This is a genomic window from Desulfobacter curvatus DSM 3379 (genome assembly GCF_000373985.1).
GTDB lineage: Bacteria > Desulfobacterota > Desulfobacteria > Desulfobacterales > Desulfobacteraceae > Desulfobacter > Desulfobacter curvatus.
Map to the genome: position 1 here is coordinate 1 of NZ_KB893120.1, position 17,756 is coordinate 17,756.

Annotated in this window: 15 protein-coding genes, 1 tRNA gene and 1 pseudogene; 10 read left to right on the plus strand and 7 right to left on the minus strand. The window is 43.1% G+C overall.

The annotated features are described in order from the left end of the window. Nucleotides 1-369: 369 nt before the first annotated feature. Nucleotides 370-1,158: an MASE3 domain-containing protein gene (locus B147_RS0125325; protein ID WP_020589999.1), complete on the minus strand. Its 789-nt coding sequence runs from the start codon at nt 1,156-1,158 to the stop codon at nt 370-372. Between the two features lie 421 nt (nt 1,159-1,579). Here B147_RS0125325 and B147_RS0125330 point away from each other — a divergent pair, with 421 nt between their 5' ends. Then, nucleotides 1,580-2,176: a Uma2 family endonuclease gene (locus tag B147_RS0125330; protein ID WP_020590000.1), complete on the plus strand. Its 597-nt coding sequence runs from the start codon at nt 1,580-1,582 to the stop codon at nt 2,174-2,176. Between the two features lie 46 nt (nt 2,177-2,222). Continuing rightward, nucleotides 2,223-2,798 carry a recombinase family protein gene (locus B147_RS0125335; RefSeq protein WP_020590001.1) on the plus strand — a complete coding sequence of 192 codons (576 nt, stop codon included), beginning with the start codon at nt 2,223-2,225 and terminating at the stop codon, nt 2,796-2,798. Between the two features lie 420 nt (nt 2,799-3,218). Here the strand turns inward: B147_RS0125335 and B147_RS33045 are convergent, their stop codons facing one another. The 5 genes and pseudogenes from B147_RS33045 to B147_RS33610 all read right to left on the minus strand — a co-directional run. Then, a complete protein-coding gene (locus B147_RS33045) occupies nt 3,219-4,253 on the minus strand; it encodes an integrase core domain-containing protein (RefSeq protein ID WP_033397979.1) in 1,035 nt (344 codons plus the stop codon). Nucleotides 4,254-4,293: 40 nt separating this feature from the next. Continuing rightward, complete coding sequence (locus B147_RS0125345) at nt 4,294-5,325, minus strand: M64 family metallopeptidase (protein ID WP_020590003.1); 1,032 nt, start codon at nt 5,323-5,325, stop codon at nt 4,294-4,296. Next, nucleotides 5,322-5,990 (minus strand): hypothetical protein, encoded by a 669-nt coding sequence (locus B147_RS0125350; RefSeq protein WP_020590004.1) that lies wholly within the window; start codon nt 5,988-5,990, stop codon nt 5,322-5,324. The genes B147_RS0125345 and B147_RS0125350 overlap by 4 nt, the downstream gene beginning before the upstream one ends. Continuing rightward, nucleotides 5,944-6,312, minus strand: a complete 369-nt coding sequence (locus B147_RS0125355; protein WP_033397981.1) for an STN domain-containing protein — start codon at nt 6,310-6,312, stop codon at nt 5,944-5,946. The genes B147_RS0125350 and B147_RS0125355 overlap by 47 nt, the downstream gene beginning before the upstream one ends. Nucleotides 6,313-6,717: 405 nt before the next feature. Continuing rightward, nucleotides 6,718-6,888 (minus strand): annotated as a pseudogene (locus tag B147_RS33610) (IS1595 family transposase); the annotation flags it as partial. A gap of 697 nt (nt 6,889-7,585) precedes the next feature. Here B147_RS33610 and B147_RS0125370 point away from each other — a divergent pair. From B147_RS0125370 to B147_RS0125405, 8 genes are all read left to right on the plus strand, one after another. Next, nucleotides 7,586-8,782 (plus strand): homocysteine biosynthesis protein, encoded by a 1,197-nt coding sequence (locus B147_RS0125370; protein ID WP_020590007.1) that lies wholly within the window; start codon nt 7,586-7,588, stop codon nt 8,780-8,782. Further along, complete coding sequence (locus B147_RS0125375; RefSeq protein ID WP_020590008.1) at nt 8,779-9,204, plus strand: 4Fe-4S binding protein; 426 nt, start codon at nt 8,779-8,781, stop codon at nt 9,202-9,204. The genes B147_RS0125370 and B147_RS0125375 overlap by 4 nt, the downstream gene beginning before the upstream one ends. Nucleotides 9,205-9,658: 454 nt before the next feature. Next, the gene (locus B147_RS0125380) at nt 9,659-10,135 is read left to right on the plus strand and encodes an SET domain-containing protein-lysine N-methyltransferase (RefSeq protein ID WP_020590009.1); all 477 of its coding nucleotides are present in this window, start codon (nt 9,659-9,661) and stop codon (nt 10,133-10,135) included. Further along, the gene (locus B147_RS0125385) at nt 10,132-11,340 is read left to right on the plus strand and encodes a diaminopimelate decarboxylase (protein WP_020590010.1); all 1,209 of its coding nucleotides are present in this window, start codon (nt 10,132-10,134) and stop codon (nt 11,338-11,340) included. The genes B147_RS0125380 and B147_RS0125385 overlap by 4 nt, the downstream gene beginning before the upstream one ends. A 9-nt stretch (nt 11,341-11,349) precedes the next feature. Beyond that, nucleotides 11,350-12,741 carry an aminotransferase gene (locus B147_RS29500; RefSeq protein WP_020590011.1) on the plus strand — a complete coding sequence of 464 codons (1,392 nt, stop codon included), beginning with the start codon at nt 11,350-11,352 and terminating at the stop codon, nt 12,739-12,741. Next, nucleotides 12,741-14,150 carry a gamma-aminobutyraldehyde dehydrogenase gene (locus B147_RS0125395; RefSeq protein WP_020590012.1) on the plus strand — a complete coding sequence of 470 codons (1,410 nt, stop codon included), beginning with the start codon at nt 12,741-12,743 and terminating at the stop codon, nt 14,148-14,150. Before B147_RS29500 ends, B147_RS0125395 begins: the two co-directional genes overlap by 1 nt. A 311-nt stretch (nt 14,151-14,461) precedes the next feature. After that, nucleotides 14,462-15,850 carry a sigma-54-dependent transcriptional regulator gene (locus tag B147_RS0125400; protein WP_020590013.1) on the plus strand — a complete coding sequence of 463 codons (1,389 nt, stop codon included), beginning with the start codon at nt 14,462-14,464 and terminating at the stop codon, nt 15,848-15,850. A gap of 135 nt (nt 15,851-15,985) precedes the next feature. After that, a tRNA-Lys gene (locus tag B147_RS0125405) sits at nt 15,986-16,061 on the plus strand. A gap of 190 nt (nt 16,062-16,251) precedes the next feature. Here B147_RS0125405 and B147_RS0125410 read toward each other — a convergent pair. Next, on the minus strand, nt 16,252-17,454 hold the full coding sequence (locus B147_RS0125410; protein WP_020590014.1) for a sulfotransferase domain-containing protein: 1,203 nt from the start codon (nt 17,452-17,454) through the stop codon (nt 16,252-16,254). Between the last annotated feature and the right edge of the window lie 302 nt (nt 17,455-17,756).

Below are 17,756 nucleotides of genomic sequence, written 5' to 3' on the forward strand. Positions count from 1 at the left end.
GTCACGCCCAGTAAGGCCATAGGAATAAAGCTTGCAGCCTTTTCCATATCCACCATTCCGTAGAAAAGGTAAGTCAATGAGCCAGTACCTTTTCCGGCAATTTGGGTGAATATAGAAATGGCAACCGCTTCGGAGGGTCTGATATCTAAAAAAGTTAAGACCGGTATCCAGAGCCCCCCCCTCCCAGCCCCGCAAACATGACCATGGTTCCCACGGCGATGGCCAACAAATGGACACCTATAAATTGGGAAAGGCTTAATGGAATACCTGTTCCCAGGAATGAAGATATAAAAAAAATATAAATTATATCAATTAGCACCCAAAAGGCAAAATATCTTGGGATTTTACGAAGCCAGAACAAAATTTCCATTATTCATAATTCTTTTTGTTTTCACTCTCATTTACTCCCAGATATTTTCCATACTGCCGGGTAATAAAGACAAGAGTGGTTAAAAAAGCGGATAGTCGTACCAGGTGCCAGATCCACCACATACCATTCCATGGGCTTGAAAATGGGAAAATCATAGCGGAAATTCCAAATAGATAAGCCAAACAAGCAAAAAGCAAATCCAGCTTGTTGCCTCTTTGCCGGTACTCCTGATAAAACTTAAATACTGAGGCGATAAACAGAAGGCTTGCTGTTAGGTTGATCAGCACTGCTGCCATGGTAAATTTGCCGTCAAACAAGGGCATAATTCGAGGCACATCGCCCGGAAACAGCAGAGCCCTCAATCCGATTGAAACCGATAAGGTAATAAATCCAAAGTATATAAAACGTAGTTCGTTAAGGCTTCCAAATCGTCGTCTTTTGCAGAACCAGACCGAAGCAAAGAAAAAACTGCCTGATAGACTGGCTACACTGTGAAGAAAAATAAAAGAATCTCCAAGCCGGCTTATGGCGTGGGCTGTATCAAGTATCCCCATGCTCGCAAATCCTGTCGCCAGCATAACTAAAATAGCATCTAACTTTTCTTTGGATTGGATGAACAGTATTATGGAAATTAGGCAGGAAATCATACCGCCAAGAGTTTCTATTGTCGAATGTAACTGAAGATGGTGCCACTGCCAAGCATATAGCCTATCAAATAATCCTAACAGCGCACCACCTAACGCCAGGGCTGTAATCAGAAGTATTTTTGCAGGTGTAATTGAAAACATCCGGTTAAGGCCCCTTGTTAATAAAATTTCGGTTAATATGAGTTTTATATACGTCCCCATTCTTCTTTTTACAAGAAGCGTATTCTTTCCTAATGATTGAAATTCAGGTCCAGCAATTTATAGATCGAATTTAAGGTTATGTAAGGCGAGCTTTTTGTCTATACATTGAATCCCGAGAACCTTTCCACACAAGGAGTTGACTACTTCTGATATTGATGATGTCAACTCGAATCTTATTAATCTATAAAGTGAGCCCGACCTGAATTATTCCGAGTCGCTACAATTATCGATCAAAAACTACAGTTTTTGGAACATGAACTGTACCCGAGAATAATCATGTCCCAAAAAGTTATTTTTAATTTTTGTTGCATGATGTTATATAAACTCTTATAGCTTTTGGTACATAAACAGGGGGTAGAAGATGCCAGCACAGCCGCAAGAGAAAAATTTGATGTCACCGGCTGAATATTTGGAGATGGAAAGAACCTCTCTGGATATTAAGCATGAATTTTTTAATGGTGAGGTCTTCGCTATGGTTGGGGCCAGCAGGAACCACAACCGCATAAATGTGAATTTGACAAAAAAATTAGGGATAAATTTTGAAACCAACCCAGCCCATTGCGAAGTGTTCTCTAATGACATGCGGGTTAAAACGGCAGAAAATTATACCTATCCTGATCTTATTATTTCCTGTGGTGATGCAAAATTTGAAGATGATAAGTTTGACACTCTAACAAATCCCGTTATCATTATCGAAATTCTTTCAGATTCAACCGAACGTTTTGATAGGACGAAAAAGTTTGCTTATTATCGGGCAATTCCTACGCTTCAAGAATACATCCTTGTTTCCCAACATGAATGTTGGGTTGAGCAATATATACGCCAGAACGATATGTGGGGTTATCAATCATACGATAGGTTAGACCAGATTTTGAAGCTGGAATACATTAATTTTGAACTCCCGTTATCTGAAATCTATTTGAATGTTGAGTTTAAAGATGAGCCTCGCAAAATTTGAAATCAGCAGGAACAGCAGATTTTTTCAATAGAAGGGATTTTAGACAATGCACCCCAAAGGACATAAAGCGGAAATAGGATATAGAAGGGTATCATCAACAAACCAAAAAACAGACCGGCAACTTGACGGTGTCCCTCTGGATAAAATTTTTGAGGATAAACAAACAGGCAAAGACACCAACCGGCCCCAACTTCAGGCTTGTCTGGATTACCTTCGGGAAGGGGACCGGCTGCACGTCCATTCTATGGACCGGTTAGCCCGGAGCCTTGCCGACCTCCAGATCATGGTTCAGGACCTGACCAGTCAGGGGATTGTTGTCAAATTTCACACAGAAGGTTTGGAATTTACCGGAGAGGACAATCCCATGTCGATGCTGATGCTTCAGATCATGGGAGCCGTTGCGGAGTTCGAGCGTTCCCTGATCCGGGAACGGCAAACTGAAGGGATAAAAAAAGCCCTGGCAAAAGGCGTGAAGTTCGGCAGGTCTCCCAAATTGACCCTGGCCGATAAATATCAGATTGCTGATCTGGTAGAGCAAGGGCAAGAAAAGAACGCGTTGGCTGAACAGTTTGGGGTGTCCCGGCAGACCATTTACCGGGCGTTAAAAGAAGTTCAAGCGTAAATCAGAAATTTTGGAAGAATTAAGATGTGTGAATGCATGTAGGTGCAGATAATATCGAATAATCCCGGTCCGGTATTATTTAAATCTGGCCGAGGTATTCTGATAAAATCAAGCCAGGCCGATTATAAAATCAGGTCACTATAGATACAGGTTCGCTCGAACCTTTCCGAGGGAAGTATTCAATAACAAAATAAGTCAACGCTTTCACTGGCAATGATTACACCCCTGTCCTTCGCAAAAATTAATCCGTGGTAAATTTGTCGAAAAAATATTCTCCTCTATGCAGCGATTGAATGAAATACCCACTGTCCAGTTTATTTGAAAAGACGGATTCAATGTGAAATTTTTAATTGAGGTCGATTCTGAGCACAGATCAGCAAAGACCGTTCGATGCTTTTGATATCAGAACGATTTGAGTTTTCAGGCCGCTTTCTTCCACTCGTATCGATGATGTAATCCACCAATACGCGGCAAATCAATTATCTTGCATTTGCCGACAGGTCTGGGTTGGATCGGCCGACCGTTGGGCGTATTTTTTCCAAGGCTCAAATGTGTTCTGTCGTTATGATAATATTGGAAATACGCGCAAAGAATGTTTTTCAGATGTCCTTGGTTCAATACGATGACATTGTTTGTACATTCTCGTCTGATCGAGCCGATCACCCGTTCAACAAAAGGGTTTTGCCAAGGGCTTTGCGGGGCCGAGACCACTTCTTTGATGCCCATGTTTTTCACTCGATTGCGGAAAAAAACGCCATAGATTGCATCCCGATCCCGCATCAGATACTTCGGTGCCGTATCCCAGGGGAAGGCCTCCACGATCTGTTGGGTTGTCCACTCGGCCGTCGGATTTGAGGTTATATTGAAATGTACGACTTTGCGGCGGCTGTGGCTGAGGATCACCAGGACGAACAGAATATTAAAGGTGACTGTTGGAACAGTGAAAAAGTCAATCGAACACTTGTTAATATGATTTTTCAAGAAAGTCCGCCAGGTTTGAGACGGCTTTGAATTCGGCGGATGTCGGGGCATCAGGTTCGATACGGTTCGTTCGGAAACCTCGAACCCCAGGCTGAGCAATTCCCCATGAATCCTGGGCGCACCCCAGTTTGGATTGGCTGCAGCCATCCTCCTGACCAGATCACGGATTTCACGACTGACTTGAGGCCTTCCCGGGCCTTTGGATTTGAATTTCCAGAAAAGTTTGAAACCCTTGCGATGCCAGTAGACAACAGTATCCGGCTTTACAATGATGAGAGATTTACGCCAAGGAGTCCAAATTCGGGAAAGCAAAACCCAGAAGAGCCGATCCACCATTCGAATTTTCTGCCGCTTGTTCGTCCTTTTCATTACGGCCAATTGGTGGCGAAGCGCAAGGTTTTCGGCAGCGAGATTCGAAGTGACTTTGAACTTCAGCCATATGAATAAAACAAAATTTCCAAGCATTTTCATCATGACTCCAACTTGGCAGGCGTATACAAATTTGTCAATGATTTCAGAAAGTACGAATACTTGCGAAGGACAGGGCAAAATAAGGCATGGACCAGTCCGAATAATTAAACACAAAGAGATCATCTTTGCCATCACCGTTGAAATCTCCAGCATAGGACTTTCTATAGGTATAATCATGATAAGGGTCCAGAACCGTCTGCAGCCTGTTATAACAAACTGAACAGAAAGCAGGGGCATTGCTGTTCATCCTGTCATTGCAGGATGACCGATAAAGGTCAAATCTATAACGGGTTGTACCCAGAGTCGCACCTTCAAAAATGCCGATGTCCTGGGAATTATCCGTAACATCGGCACAATTGGTCGTAACAGGTGTGCTGGGATCAATAAAGGACTTCCATTTGACTTTATTCCTGTCGGTCTCAATGGTCAGGTTGGCTTGATTGGGTTCCGAACCCGTGTAATGGGTGTTCCCACCTGTATATTCATCACCGAGATTCCCCACCATATGTCCCATTTCATGGGCTACCGTGGTCCAGTTCGAGCTGGTGGTCACGGCAAAACTATCTCCTCTCCGGCACCCCCCGCCTCCAGGCTCATTGAGTATGATAAAAACAAAATCCCGTTGGGGGACAAGGGAGTTGAGAACGTTATTGATCAAGGTGCTTGAATTGGGCCCTGGCTCCATCCAGCACCGATCCCAAATGCCGCTGTAACGATAGCCAAAGGCCGTATTCCTGGCAGTTGTGACATTTCCGTTGACATCCACCTGGGTAACACCCGAATCCGTTGAATTGGCATTCACCCGATAGATATTAAAGGCATTTAATGTTTCCATGAAAACATCATCACTGAAAACCCCGTTAAAAATAAAATTATTGACCAGGGTGTTGTATGTGTTTTGATCAGCGGCCTGGAAGCCGTCTCCGATAATAACGAGGTTCTTTTTAGAGCCATTACTCCCGCTTCTCAGAATTTCCGTTACGGTCTGGGCAAATGCGCCATTACAAAAAAGAGATAGGGCAACAAACGTTACCGCAAAGATATACACCATTTGAAATCGTGATAAATATTTCATCGTGTAGCCCTCCCTACCTGAGCTTTGTCAAAACTTTTGATAAGTTCTTCGCTGTTGATCACAGAAATCCGTTTCAATTGTTTTTTAATCTTGCCAAACATCAAGGGGCTTATTTTATCAGGCATGCCTGTATCTTCCTCAAGAAAATAAAAATCCAAGGCTGCCCTTGAAAGGTTTTCTCTTTTCAGAAACGCATCGGGTATGGATATGGAAAAAAAACCATGTTTGGCACGTGAGATATAGCGGCCCGGTTGTTCATCAATGGACCTGACAAGAAGAGGGTCCTGCATGGAGCCCATGGCCACGATATTATTGTCCAGAAAAGCCGCATAAAAGAATTGACCATTGTAGGTATCCGATTCGATCAGACGGCCTTCGATGTCCGAGAACTGCTCAATCCGTATGGTGTTTTCCTTGTCAATGTATAGATTCAAACGCGCATAATGGTAGCCTTCTGCTTCTTTTTTCTTTGGAATCTTTCGTTTTGTCCCTTCCATGGCCAGACTCTTTTTTGGATGAACTTTACTGTTTGGCTCACCGTCTGAATATTTTTCAGGCTGCCTCTCATCAGGATTGTCTTTCACAACACTCTTTTCCTGGGGATCAAGGGGCCTGGTTTTATCTTTGGTTGGCAGAGTTTCTGATTTTTTTTGGGGGGGGGGCATCTGCCTTCTTGTCTCCGGTATTCCCTGGAATCTTTATTTCCATATTCTTTGCCTTAAAATAATATTTCAAATCATGGGGAATCAACTGGGACAATGCCTCATTAACTGGCATATTCGTTATGTTAACCGAGACCTTTCGGTCCTTTGACAATTGAGGAACCACAACATCAATTTCATGTTGCTCGTTCAATTCCTTGATAATTTTTAAAAGGGATGCATTATCAGCTTTAATGGTCATGAGATCTGTTTTTAGATTAAGGGCGATCCGGGGTGCTGTGACGTCCTGTGGAGAGGATGTGTCGGGTGACTTGCACCCAGCCATAACACCCAGCATCAGAAAAAAAAACAGAATAAAAAACTGCAGGTACTACGTTTTTTCATTGGAGACCTCCTCATTCTTAATATGTCCTTGATTTCAACCTACAGTATCGGGTCAAATCTTCTCAATTTGGTTTTTATGTGTTGCAAAGTAGTAGCATGTTGAGGAGAAGTATCAGCTATACAACAAATAATTATCCTGTAATCATAATAAAACAGAGAGGTTAATATGGCCTCGTACTCATAGTTGAAACTCAAGGAAATTTTGTTGAAAATCTGTTAATTATATCAGCAATAAACATGCCAATTTAAAATTTTCCATTGAAATGCGTTGTAAATTAAGTATAGTAGTCAATTATGGATAATGCAAATTATTTTCTGTAAAAGGCTCATGTTGTTTTCCGGGGTCTTATTTGATCAAAAATTCAACAAGCGAATGGAGCAGGGCCTTTCCTCCTTTGCCGACATTGTGAACGAACTCAAAGAATCCAAGATAAAAAGAGGGTTTTTCCTGTGAAATCCCGCGATGTGGCCGCAACCAACCTCGTAGCAGGGACCAGAAGCCTTCCATAGTATTTACAGTGAATCCAATGTCAATTGGGAAATCATGCCAAAACGGGGAGTGAGTTTCAAAGTAAGTCAAATCGTTCTTTTTGGCTCTTATGATCAGCGGAGTCAATGGGGGCTGATGCTGAATAGAGAACACAGCCCCGCCAGTTTAAAAACATATATTTTGCAATACAAAATGTGTAAAAAATACACAATATATATTGTATGTGTCGGTCATTCGTTTGATGGTTCTTTTCTCTTAACTATTTAATATTAAATTACTTTTTTTTAAAATAGTAATTTATGGCAACTAAGTAAATAACAAGTGTTGTGTTTATATTTTACAATTAATGAAGCCAACCACAATGACCTGTGTAAAAAACACACACTTGCAGGATGTTGCAGGGCAATACACATCATATTCTTTTCAAAGAAAGTTATAGAAGTCTTATAAAATAAATTTATTGTCTCATAAAATCAATTTATTAAATATTAGAACAATTATTTGGCATGGATATAGCATCATGCGGAATATTTGTGTTTCAAATTTTGAATACGCTGGGTTTTGTTAAACTGCACCGGTGTTTGAATGGGTGTTGAGTTGGTATAGTAAATAAGTTCCATAGAATTCTTAACAGGAGTCGGATCATGAGCAGGATTAACTGTAACCAAGCATCCCTTTGCCCCCTTAAAATCAAGAACACCATGGGGTGGCGTCAAAAAAAAACATGAAAACATACGAAGAAATCAACAGCAAAATAGCATCAGGAGAGGCAGTCGTCCTTACGGCAGATGAAATTATAGATTATGTAGATCAAGAGGGTCTGGATAAGGCTGCAGCAAAAGTTGATGTTGTTACAACGGCTACTTTTGGTACGATGTGTTCTTCGGGGTGTTTTCTTAATTTCGGCCATTCCAAACCAAAAATGCGGATGAGTGAGGTCTGGCTTGACGATGTTATGGCTTATGCCGGTATCGCCGCAGTGGATGTATACCTTGGCGCAACGCAATTAAGGCATAATGATCCTGCCAATATGTACTATCCGGGTGATTTTCAATACGGCGGCGGGCATGTGATGGAAAAACTTGTGGCCGGCGAAGAAGTGCAATTGTTTGCACTTTCATACGGCACAGATGAGTATCCCCTAAAAGAGATCCGGACCTATGTTACAATTGACGATTTTAACCAAGCCATTATGACCAACCCGAGAAACTGTTACCAGAACTATAATGTCGCCGTTAATTGTTCTGATAAAACGATTTATACCTACCTGGGTGAATTAAAACCGAATATGAAAAATCTCACCTATTCTTCGGCCGGGCAACTCTCTCCTTTGCTTAATGATCCTCTATATCAAACCATTGGCATCGGAACCAGCGTTTGGCTTGCCGGTGCCCACGGCCATGTATATGCCCAGGGCACCCAGCATGCGTCTGACTGCCTCAGGGGTGACAACGATGTTCCCATGGAAGGTGCCGGAACTCTTGCCCTGACCGGAAACATGAAGGAGATGGACAGTGAGTTTGTTCGCGGTGTCAGTTTAAAAGGATATGGCGCTTCACTGGCTTTGGGTATTGGTATCCCCATACCCATATTGGATAAAGAGATCCTCAGGCACTGCACTGTACGTGATAGTGAGATATTTGCTGAAGTCATAGATTATTCCTCAACATACCCCGAAAGGGGAGGCGATATTGTTGGGAGAGTGTCCTACGCAGATCTGAGAAGTGGAGAGGTTGAGTTGGACGGCAAGACGGTGACGACAGGGTCAATGTCTTCCTATTCAAAAGCACTTAAGATATCCGAACTTCTCAAGGAAGAAATTAAAAAGGGAGCGTTTTTGCTGAGCAAGCCTTTTCAAAGACTTCCTGCTAACCAGGGAACGACCCCGCTTGATGTGAGAGCCCAGGGAGAAAAAAAATGAATACAGTAGAACAGATAACCAAAAGAGTCATACTGAACTTCCCCCAATTTAATGTTGGGCAGCCGATTATTACCCGGCTCATCAGAGACTTTGATCTTGAAATAAATATATACAGAGCCAGGGTTACGCCGAATAAAGAGGGCTACATCGCCATAGATATCACGGGGGAAGAGTCCTTGATAGAAGAGGGCCTGGAATTTATACAGTCATTAAATGTTGACATCAATCTGACCATGAACAGTCTTTTATGGGATAAAGACCGATGTACCGGATGTGGTAACTGTGTCCCCCATTGTCCTACCGGTGCGCTTCATGTGATGGATAAAAGAACAAGACAGATCGATTTTCACAAAGATAAATGCATTGAGTGTCTTAGTTGTGTCGAGAACTGCCCTTTTGGCGCCTGTATCTCGATATTTTGAATATGAAGTGTGTAAAAAATACACAGATAAAAATATGCATTGATGCCAGGTGTTTGAATGTTTATTTTATTCTAACATCTTAAAATTATATATAAATATCGAGTAGTAAGTGCTCTGAATTTATCTGATGTACAACATGCGATGTGCCAGAAGTTTACAGTCGCCCGGGGGATCTATGGCAAACTGTGTAAGAAATTTACATTCGAAATATTTGGCATGCAAATAAATATTACAATATTGTCATTCTTCGGGGCTGCTGCGTGTTAAATCAATAGGTTAAATATTTAGATCTCTGTCTGGTATGAATATGGCATTGCTTTAGGAATCTGTATTCCGAATTTTAATGGCCGTGATCTTGATTGAACACAATCAATGTTGCTTTGATCTGGTATATCAATAAAAATCTATAATTATTTCAATATAGTATGTGTTTTAAACTGAATGAGAGGCGTTTATGATTTACCCCAATGAGTATGAGCTTGAAACAGGCAGGGACTATCCGAGTAAAGAAGAATTTACGGTTAATCATTGTGAAACAAAAGGCAGTGGTATTTATGTGAAGCGCAGCTTTAAAAAAGGTGAAATGGTGGCAAGAATGGCCGGGATTACCGTGCCGTATATCCTTCAGCACACCCTTCAAATCAGCCCTTTTCTTCATCTTTATGATCCCCATTTTACAGGGCTTTTGTTGCATTCATGTGACCCGCTTGTCTCCCTGGATATGAATAAACTTGAAATTTGGGCATTGCGGGATATTGAAAAAGGTGACGCCTTGACAATGGATTATGCCCAGACAGAGGATAAATTATTTAAGCAGTTTCCCTGCTCATGCGGTGCAATCAATTGTCGCAAATGGGTAACCGGGCGAAAAGAATCAATCAACGAAGCTGGGCAGCGACACCTTCTTGAACTGGAAAGGAAGTGTGGATGAAGCCACAAAACAAGCGTTTGTGGTGGGAAAGACAAGATTTGTGTTACCAGGACGGGACGTTATTCTTTGCCGGAAAATCAGTGACTGATTTACTCAGAACAACCGGCACACCGGCTTTCTTTTACAATGGAAAGCGGATGTTGCAAAATATCGGGCGGCTCCATAAGGCGTTGGACCAACTGGGTGCCCATAAAATTTTTTATGCGATAAAAGCCAACCGGTTTGCCCCGGTGCTGACACATATTAAAAACGGGGCAACATGCGGTGTGGATGTCTGTTCGCCCGGCGAATTGTTACATGCTTTTTCCTGTGGTTTCAGTTGCAATGAGATTTCATATACGGCTAACTCCATGACTGATGCGGAGCTCAAACTTCTGGCCGATAATCCGGATGTGGCTTTAAACTGCGATTCATTGAGCACGATCCGGCGGCTGGCCAAGTTTTGTTCCCATCGAAGAATCGGAATTCGTGTTAATCCGGCAATGGGGATTGGATACAGAGATAATGAAACCCTGAAATACAGTGGCGATAAAACCACCAAGTTCGGCATTTACAGGGAGCAGTTTGACGATGCGCTGCAGCTTGCTGAAAAACACAATTTTATCGTGGATACCATCCATTTTCATACCGGATGCGGGTATCTGAACAATCAACTATCCCTGTTCAGTGAGATTTTGGATGCAACGCATTGGTTTTTAGATAAGGTAAAAGATCTGGCGTTCGTTAATCTCGGCGGCGGCTTGGGTGTTCCCCATGATATTGATGACAAGCAGTTGGATCTGGATGCCTGGGTATCGGTTATCAATTCCCATTTCAGCGGCAAAGGCATCACTATCTGCGTTGAGCCCGGGGATTATATTGCCAAGGATAGTGGTATTCTGGTTTTAGAGGTGAATACCGTCGAGAAAAAGCGCAATACCGATTTTGTCGGTGTGAACGGCGGATTTAACCTGGCCATTGAACCGACGTTTTATGGGTTACCTTGCGAACCTGTTGTTCCCACGCAAAAAATAGACAAAATGAAACCAGTGACAATTGTGGGCAATATCAACGAATCCCTGGACGTATGGAAAGATAACTTCTCCATGCCCGATCAGATTGAAGAGGGCGATCCGCTTGTCTTTATCAATGCCGGTGGATATGCATCATCCATGATGTCCAACCATTGTATGCGCGGGCAGGTGTCGGAAAATTTACTCGTATAAAAGGCTATTATGAATTTAGAAGCAAAAAATATAAATTGTACAGCTGAAGAGGCGACTCTTGCTGAAATAGATAAAAAACACATTATCCACCCGTGGTCGGATTTAGGCAGTGATGCCGAGTCGATGATTATTGAATCCGGTAAAGGAATTCATGTTTTTGACAATGAAGGCAATAAATTCATTGATTCGATTTCAGGTATGTGGTGTGTGAATCTGGGATATGGAAATAAAGAGATGGCAGATGCCATTGCCGACCAGTGTGTACGCCTGGTTTATTATACGCCCTTTGGGGCCATGGCAAGCCCGCCATCCATTGAACTTGCACATAAACTGAGTCAGTTGACACCAGGCGATCTCAATCACTTCCAGTTTACAACCAGCGGGTCCACGGCTGTTGAATCCGCCATCCGGTTTGTTCATTATTATTTTAACTGTCTGGACCAGCCTGAAAAAAAACATATTATTTATCGTGAAAATGCCTATCACGGCAGTACCTATTTAAGTGCCTCGCTGAACGGCAAAAGATGCGATCGAAGCTACTTTAATTACATCACTGATATTGTCCATTCCATCCCTGATCCCAATCCGTTTAAAAGAGATGCCGGCATGAGTGTTGAAGATTTCTGCGATCTTCGTGTCCGTGAACTCGAAGAAAAGATTTTAGAGCTTGGGCCGGACAAAGCCGCCTGTTTTATCGCCGAACCCGTCATGGGGTCAGGCGGCGTGATTGTTCCACCGCCGGGATATCATAAAAAAACCTTGGATATCTGCAGAAAATATGACGTGCTGTATATCTCAGACGAAGTCGTCACGGCATTCGGGCGGCTGGGACACCATTTTGCCTCCGAAGACGTTTTCGATATTGTTCCGGATATCATTACCGTGGCCAAAGGAATATCTTCGGGGTACCAGCCATTAGGGGCCGCCATTATATCCGAAAAGCTGGTGGGGCGTATCAGCGGGGCATCGGCAAGGCCCAATTCATATTACACAAACGGATTTACCTATTCCGGGCATCCGGTGGCGTGTGCAGCCGCATTGAAATATCTTGAAATCATGGAACGGGACAACATAAATGAACATGTCAGGGAAGTGGGGCCCTATTTTATGCAGCGCCTGGAGGAACTCAAAGCGTTTCCCATTGTTGGCGATGTCAGAGGTGTTTGTTTAATGGCGTGTGTGGAATGTGTGGTGTCGGATGATGAGGAAAAAAACATTGCCATTGCCCAAAGAGTGGATGAATTTTGTCAGGAAAAAGGGCTCATTGTCCGGCCTTATGAAAATCTATGTATATTATCTCCGCCGTTAATTATCGACAAATCCGGTATTGATCAGATTGTAGATATTTTAAGGGACAGTATTATCGCGACAATGGATGAAAGAAATAAGGAGGCCAAGTGATGGAAAAAATAGATATCCATCTTTTAATAAATGGAAATATTGTGGCTGGAGAAGCGGACACGACCTCTCTTTTTAGCCCGGAAAATAATGAATTCATAGCAGATGTGCCAGGTGCGACCACTGCACAGGTCGATCTGGCCGTGGATGCCGCCAATGCAGCGTTTCCGGCTTGGAAAAGAAAATCTTTTGCGGACAGGGCTGATGCTTTATATAAATTCGCCGATCGCATTGATGAAAAAGCAGAGCTTTTGGCAAAACTTGAATCACTGAACTGTGGTAAACCCTATCAGCGAATGCTGGAAGATGAAATGCCGGCCATTTCCGATCATTTCCGGTTTTTTGCAGGCGCCTCGCGCTGCATGTCCGGCAGTGCCACGGGGGAATACCTTGAGGGCTTTACCAGTATGATCCGCAGGGACCCGGTGGGTGTGGTGGGCCAAATCGCCCCTTGGAATTATCCTTTGATGATGGCGGCCTGGAAAATTGCCCCGGCCTTGGCTGCCGGAAATACGGTGGTATTCAAGCCGTCCGAATGCACACCACTGACCATGCTTGCATTGGTTGAAGATATTAAAGAACTCTTTCCTGCCGGTGTACTAAATATTGTAACGGGCAAGGGCAGTGTTATCGGGAAACACATTGCCGAGCATGAAAAAATTCAGATGGTCTCAGTGACCGGTTCGGTCAATACCGGAAAACAGGTGCTGACCTCTGCAACATCCAATGTAAAACGCACCCACTTGGAGTTAGGCGGCAAGGCGCCGGTTATTGCCTTTGATGATTGTGATGTCGATGATCTGGTGGAAAATATGAAATTGTGGGGATATTACAATGCAGGGCAGGATTGTACTGCGGCCTGTCGATTATATGTTCAAGACAATATCTACCAGGAAGTGGTTGAAAAGTTGGCCGAGGCCGTTAAGAGTATTAATATCAATGATATCGGTCCGTTAATTTCAGCCGAACAACGGGAGATTGTCAGCGGCTTTGTTGAGCGTGCCAAGAAGGTTCCGCATCTGAACGTTGTTGCCGGTGGTAATAAAATTGATCGCGGATATTTCTATGAACCCACCTTGATCGCCGATGCCCGTCAGGATGACGAGGTGGTTCAAGAGGAGATTTTCGGGCCGGTGGTTTCCGTCACCCGTTTCAGCGATGTTAATCAGGTCATTGAATGGGCCAATGATTGCAAGTATGGATTGGCATCCTCTGTCTGGACCAAGGATATCGAAAAAGCACACCGGGTGTCATCCGTACTTCAGTATGGTGTGACATGGATTAATACGTATTTTATGTATGCATCCGAGATGCCCCATGGAGGATTTAAAATGTCCGGGTATGGTAAAGACCTTTCAATGTATGGATTGGAAGATTATACGGTTGTTCGGCATATTATGGTGAAAATGTAGAGCGCTGTCATATTAAAAAAACGCAAAAGCGGATGGATCTGTGTTGTTATTCATCTGCTTTTGCGCTTCTAAGAAAATGTATAAATTTTGCACATGTCTTATCGAAATCTAATATTTTTGCGCTGCAAAGTCCAATTCTATTTTTCTAATATTTCCGATATTTTTTATGCCTTGAAATGTCAGTTTATTAGTGATAATTCATAGGTAGCCAGTCAGGCTTGGTCGGAAAGAGGAATTAAAAATGTGCAAATTATTTACAATGAGTCGGCGCTTTATCGTTTGGGCAGCCTTGGTGAAAGAGGTGATGTTCAATGGATAATTCAAGCGATCCCATCAGCATCCTTTGCGTAGACAAGGGCAAGCTGCTGGCTGACCAGGTCAAGGACGTGTTTGACGAAGATCAGGTCTCCATTGCCTTTGAGAGAAGTCTTGAGACCGTTGTGGATCGGTTTGAAAAAGAGCGTTTTGATTTGATGCTTTTTTCCGGGTCCATGGCCAGGAATCAGCAGTCAGATGCCTTGGATATCCTGGAATTAATATCCGCCAAATGCCCCCAGACACAGATTTTACTGTTCATGCCCCCAGGCGCCCTGAAGTTTGCCAATTTAGGATTGCGGGCCGGGGCATATCACTATTCTACCCTGCCCATCAGCAATGAGGAGCTCAAACTGCTCATCGGGTCAGCCATCCAAGCCAAGCCCCAATTGGGCCCCAATATGCTTTTAAAGGCCGAGGCGGATAAAACCACCTTTGAAAGCATGGTCGGCAGATCCTCGGTGATGCAGAAAACCTACCGGCAGATCCGCCAGGCCGCAGCCACAGATATTCCCGTTTTGATTTCAGGTGAAACCGGCACGGGCAAAGAATTGGTGGCCCAGGCGATTCATGAACTCAGCGCCAGGGCCCAGGCCCCTTGCATTCCGGTTCATATTGCTTCCCTTCCCCAGGATCTGGTGGCCAGTGAATTATTCGGACATGTGGCCGGCGCCTTTACCGGGGCATCCAGATTGAGAAAAGGGTGTTTTGAACAAGCCGACGGGGGGACGGTATTTCTGGACGAGATCGGTACCATTGATCAAAAGATGCAGGTCAGCCTGCTCAGGCTTTTAGAGACCAATGAATTCTCCAGGATCGGCAGCCAGGATAGTCAAAATGCCAATGCCAGGGTGATTGCCGCCACCAATGCGGACCTTGAAAATGAGGTCCGGATGGGCAATTTCAGAGAGGATTTGTATTACAGACTGGATGTCTTGAGCATTGAAATGCCGCCCCTGCGTGATCGCAACGGTGACATTCCCCTTCTGGTGAGTCATTTTATTAAACAGGCCTGCGATGATTTTAAAAAAAATATCCGGGGCATGTCTTCGGATTTTATCAACTGCGTTGAGGCTTACCCTTGGCCGGGCAATGTCAGGGAGCTGAAAAACGCTATCCAGCGTGCCGTCATCTCCGCCACAGAGGATGTGCTTAGAACCGGCAACCTGCCCGATCGGGTCAGCCAAAACCAGGACCGGGAGACCCGGATGACCATCCGCGTCGGCATGACGTTGGCACAGGTAGAAAAAGAATTGATTATCCGAACCCTTGATTATACTGGGGGGAATCGGTCCCGGACCAGCGATATTTTAGGTATCTCCCGGCGGTCTTTGTACAACAAAATGGATCGTTACGGGCTGAGCATGAAGTTTCCAAAAATATAAGGCAGCAATGTCGCTTTCGATTTCATATCATCTGCCATCCGAATCATTATAAATGAATGATTCGGATGGCAGATGATATCAAAAAAAATATTGACACTAACGGCGGTTTTCGATACTATTCGGTGTTCATTTGATGGGCCATTAGCTCAATTGGCAGAGCAACTGACTCTTAATCAGTAGGTCCAAGGTTCGATCCCTTGATGGCCCACCACCGAAAATAAAAGCTTTCAGCGTTTTTCGTTGAAAGCTTTTTGCATTTAAGACTGTGATGTATCTCCCATATACCCCCCCCCCATTTTTAAAAGCATGGGATGACTTTAACTTTGCCACTTACCCACAGAATGGAGAATCTTGCACGGATTAATATCGGCCATGGTCCGGCTAAATTACCGCGTGTATCTTCACAACACAGGCATGTCATAATGAAACGAATACCCTAAAACAGATAATTGTTTTTTGAACGGTAACGACCAGAATCGTAAAGAATTTAGATCGTTGCTTGTGGGGGGATCATAGGATCTGACTCTAAATTTTTTAGAATGCCGCAATGGGTTTCCCATGGCTGAATGCATTCCTTTTGTTACAATATCCCTATTAATAAATTGGGAAAGTTCTCCATTGGGAAGATTGAGGAAATTTTCAAGCTTTAAGGCGATTTTTGCCGGATTACTGCATAAATCTTCATAACGAATATGCATAAAGTGGCCTTCGGATAATTTACCGGCAGCTTCAGAAGCATATCTATTTGCAACATACCATCCAATCAAAGGGCGAAGTTTCCCGTTTAAGTACCATTCGGATAGCCATTGTTGAGTTTTAGGAGAAAGATGATACCCTTTGGGACCCGTATTTATATTGATAGGAATTTTTAAAGATTGTATTTTAATACCAAGGAATTGTTGAATCTTTTCAAGGGTTTTATGTGTGTTGGATCGCATCTCGCCAGCCCCTATCACGAGAATGTCTTTTTTAGGTATGTATTTGTACCAACGTTCCAATTGTGGTGCATAACATCCCCTGTGAAGGTATGCATGACGAAGATGATGCCAATGGATGTGATTTTGATTTGACTTTGTCTCAAGATACCAATTTTCCCAGTTATCTAATTCGCGTTCGATCGCATTTTCAAAAGATAAATGTTCATAGCCGCGATGATATTCCATTCTCCACTGTGAGAATGCACGAGAGACCGGTTCACGTAATAAACATATAAATTTACAACCTGAAAGCGTATTGTTAATTCTACTGGGAACTAATGGTTGAAATAAATAATTGGGGGTTGCTTCCAAAACAATCTTTTTTGGACAGCAAGAAGCAAAATGCGCTTTGTAGTAGCTAACTCCTTTGTAATAATTCCAGTCAAAATAATGTGTTTCTTTTACTAATGCTGCCGAAACCTCAAAATGACTTGATAAGGTATTAAAAAGAAAACTTGTTCCCGATTTCTGGGCACCTATGATTATCACATTGGGAAGCACATTTTTTTGATAGCAGATTTTTCTTGTAGAAAAATATAAGTTACGTACCAACAGTTTGGAGGCAAAGATAAAATTCCTTTTTGTTCTTCTATATTTTTTTTTCGTTAGATCGTTATCTTTAACCATTATCCTTATTTCATCCTCTAATTCATGCATTCATTGCATATGGATACTTATGTCTGACTTGTATTACAGCGCTGACGCATCAAAATTTATTATCAATGATATCAGGGGGGCGGAGCGACATCTAAAATTATTTTGTCGCAAAATTATAATAGACACTCTGCAGGTCTTTTGATAATGTAACGTGGATGTGTGTGAGTTCACCCACCAATCGAAACGTTACATTTGAGGAGAAAACGCTGTGATAAGCCAGTGTGGTCGGCAGATTAAAAACGCAGAACTTGAACAGATTCGCGAGACGGTAA

What these genes read in the sequence shown, in the direction of transcription:
- B147_RS0125325 (WP_020589999.1), bottom strand. Translation starts at nt 1,158, where the DNA reads ATGTTTTCAATTACACCTGCAAAAATACTTCTGATTACAGCCCTGGCG.
- B147_RS0125330 (WP_020590000.1), top strand. Translation starts at nt 1,580, where the DNA reads ATGCCAGCACAGCCGCAAGAGAAAAATTTGATGTCACCGGCTGAATAT.
- B147_RS0125335 (WP_020590001.1), top strand. Translation starts at nt 2,223, where the DNA reads ATGCACCCCAAAGGACATAAAGCGGAAATAGGATATAGAAGGGTATCA.
- B147_RS33045 (WP_033397979.1), bottom strand. Translation starts at nt 4,253, where the DNA reads ATGATGAAAATGCTTGGAAATTTTGTTTTATTCATATGGCTGAAGTTC.
- B147_RS0125345 (WP_020590003.1), bottom strand. Translation starts at nt 5,325, where the DNA reads ATGAAATATTTATCACGATTTCAAATGGTGTATATCTTTGCGGTAACG.
- B147_RS0125350 (WP_020590004.1), bottom strand. Translation starts at nt 5,990, where the DNA reads ATGCCCCCCCCCCAAAAAAAATCAGAAACTCTGCCAACCAAAGATAAA.
- B147_RS0125355 (WP_033397981.1), bottom strand. Translation starts at nt 6,312, where the DNA reads ATGGCTGGGTGCAAGTCACCCGACACATCCTCTCCACAGGACGTCACA.
- B147_RS0125370 (WP_020590007.1), top strand. Translation starts at nt 7,586, where the DNA reads ATGAAAACATACGAAGAAATCAACAGCAAAATAGCATCAGGAGAGGCA.
- B147_RS0125375 (WP_020590008.1), top strand. Translation starts at nt 8,779, where the DNA reads ATGAATACAGTAGAACAGATAACCAAAAGAGTCATACTGAACTTCCCC.
- B147_RS0125380 (WP_020590009.1), top strand. Translation starts at nt 9,659, where the DNA reads ATGATTTACCCCAATGAGTATGAGCTTGAAACAGGCAGGGACTATCCG.
- B147_RS0125385 (WP_020590010.1), top strand. Translation starts at nt 10,132, where the DNA reads ATGAAGCCACAAAACAAGCGTTTGTGGTGGGAAAGACAAGATTTGTGT.
- B147_RS29500 (WP_020590011.1), top strand. Translation starts at nt 11,350, where the DNA reads ATGAATTTAGAAGCAAAAAATATAAATTGTACAGCTGAAGAGGCGACT.
- B147_RS0125395 (WP_020590012.1), top strand. Translation starts at nt 12,741, where the DNA reads ATGGAAAAAATAGATATCCATCTTTTAATAAATGGAAATATTGTGGCT.
- B147_RS0125400 (WP_020590013.1), top strand. Translation starts at nt 14,462, where the DNA reads ATGGATAATTCAAGCGATCCCATCAGCATCCTTTGCGTAGACAAGGGC.
- B147_RS0125410 (WP_020590014.1), bottom strand. Translation starts at nt 17,454, where the DNA reads ATGGTTAAAGATAACGATCTAACGAAAAAAAAATATAGAAGAACAAAA.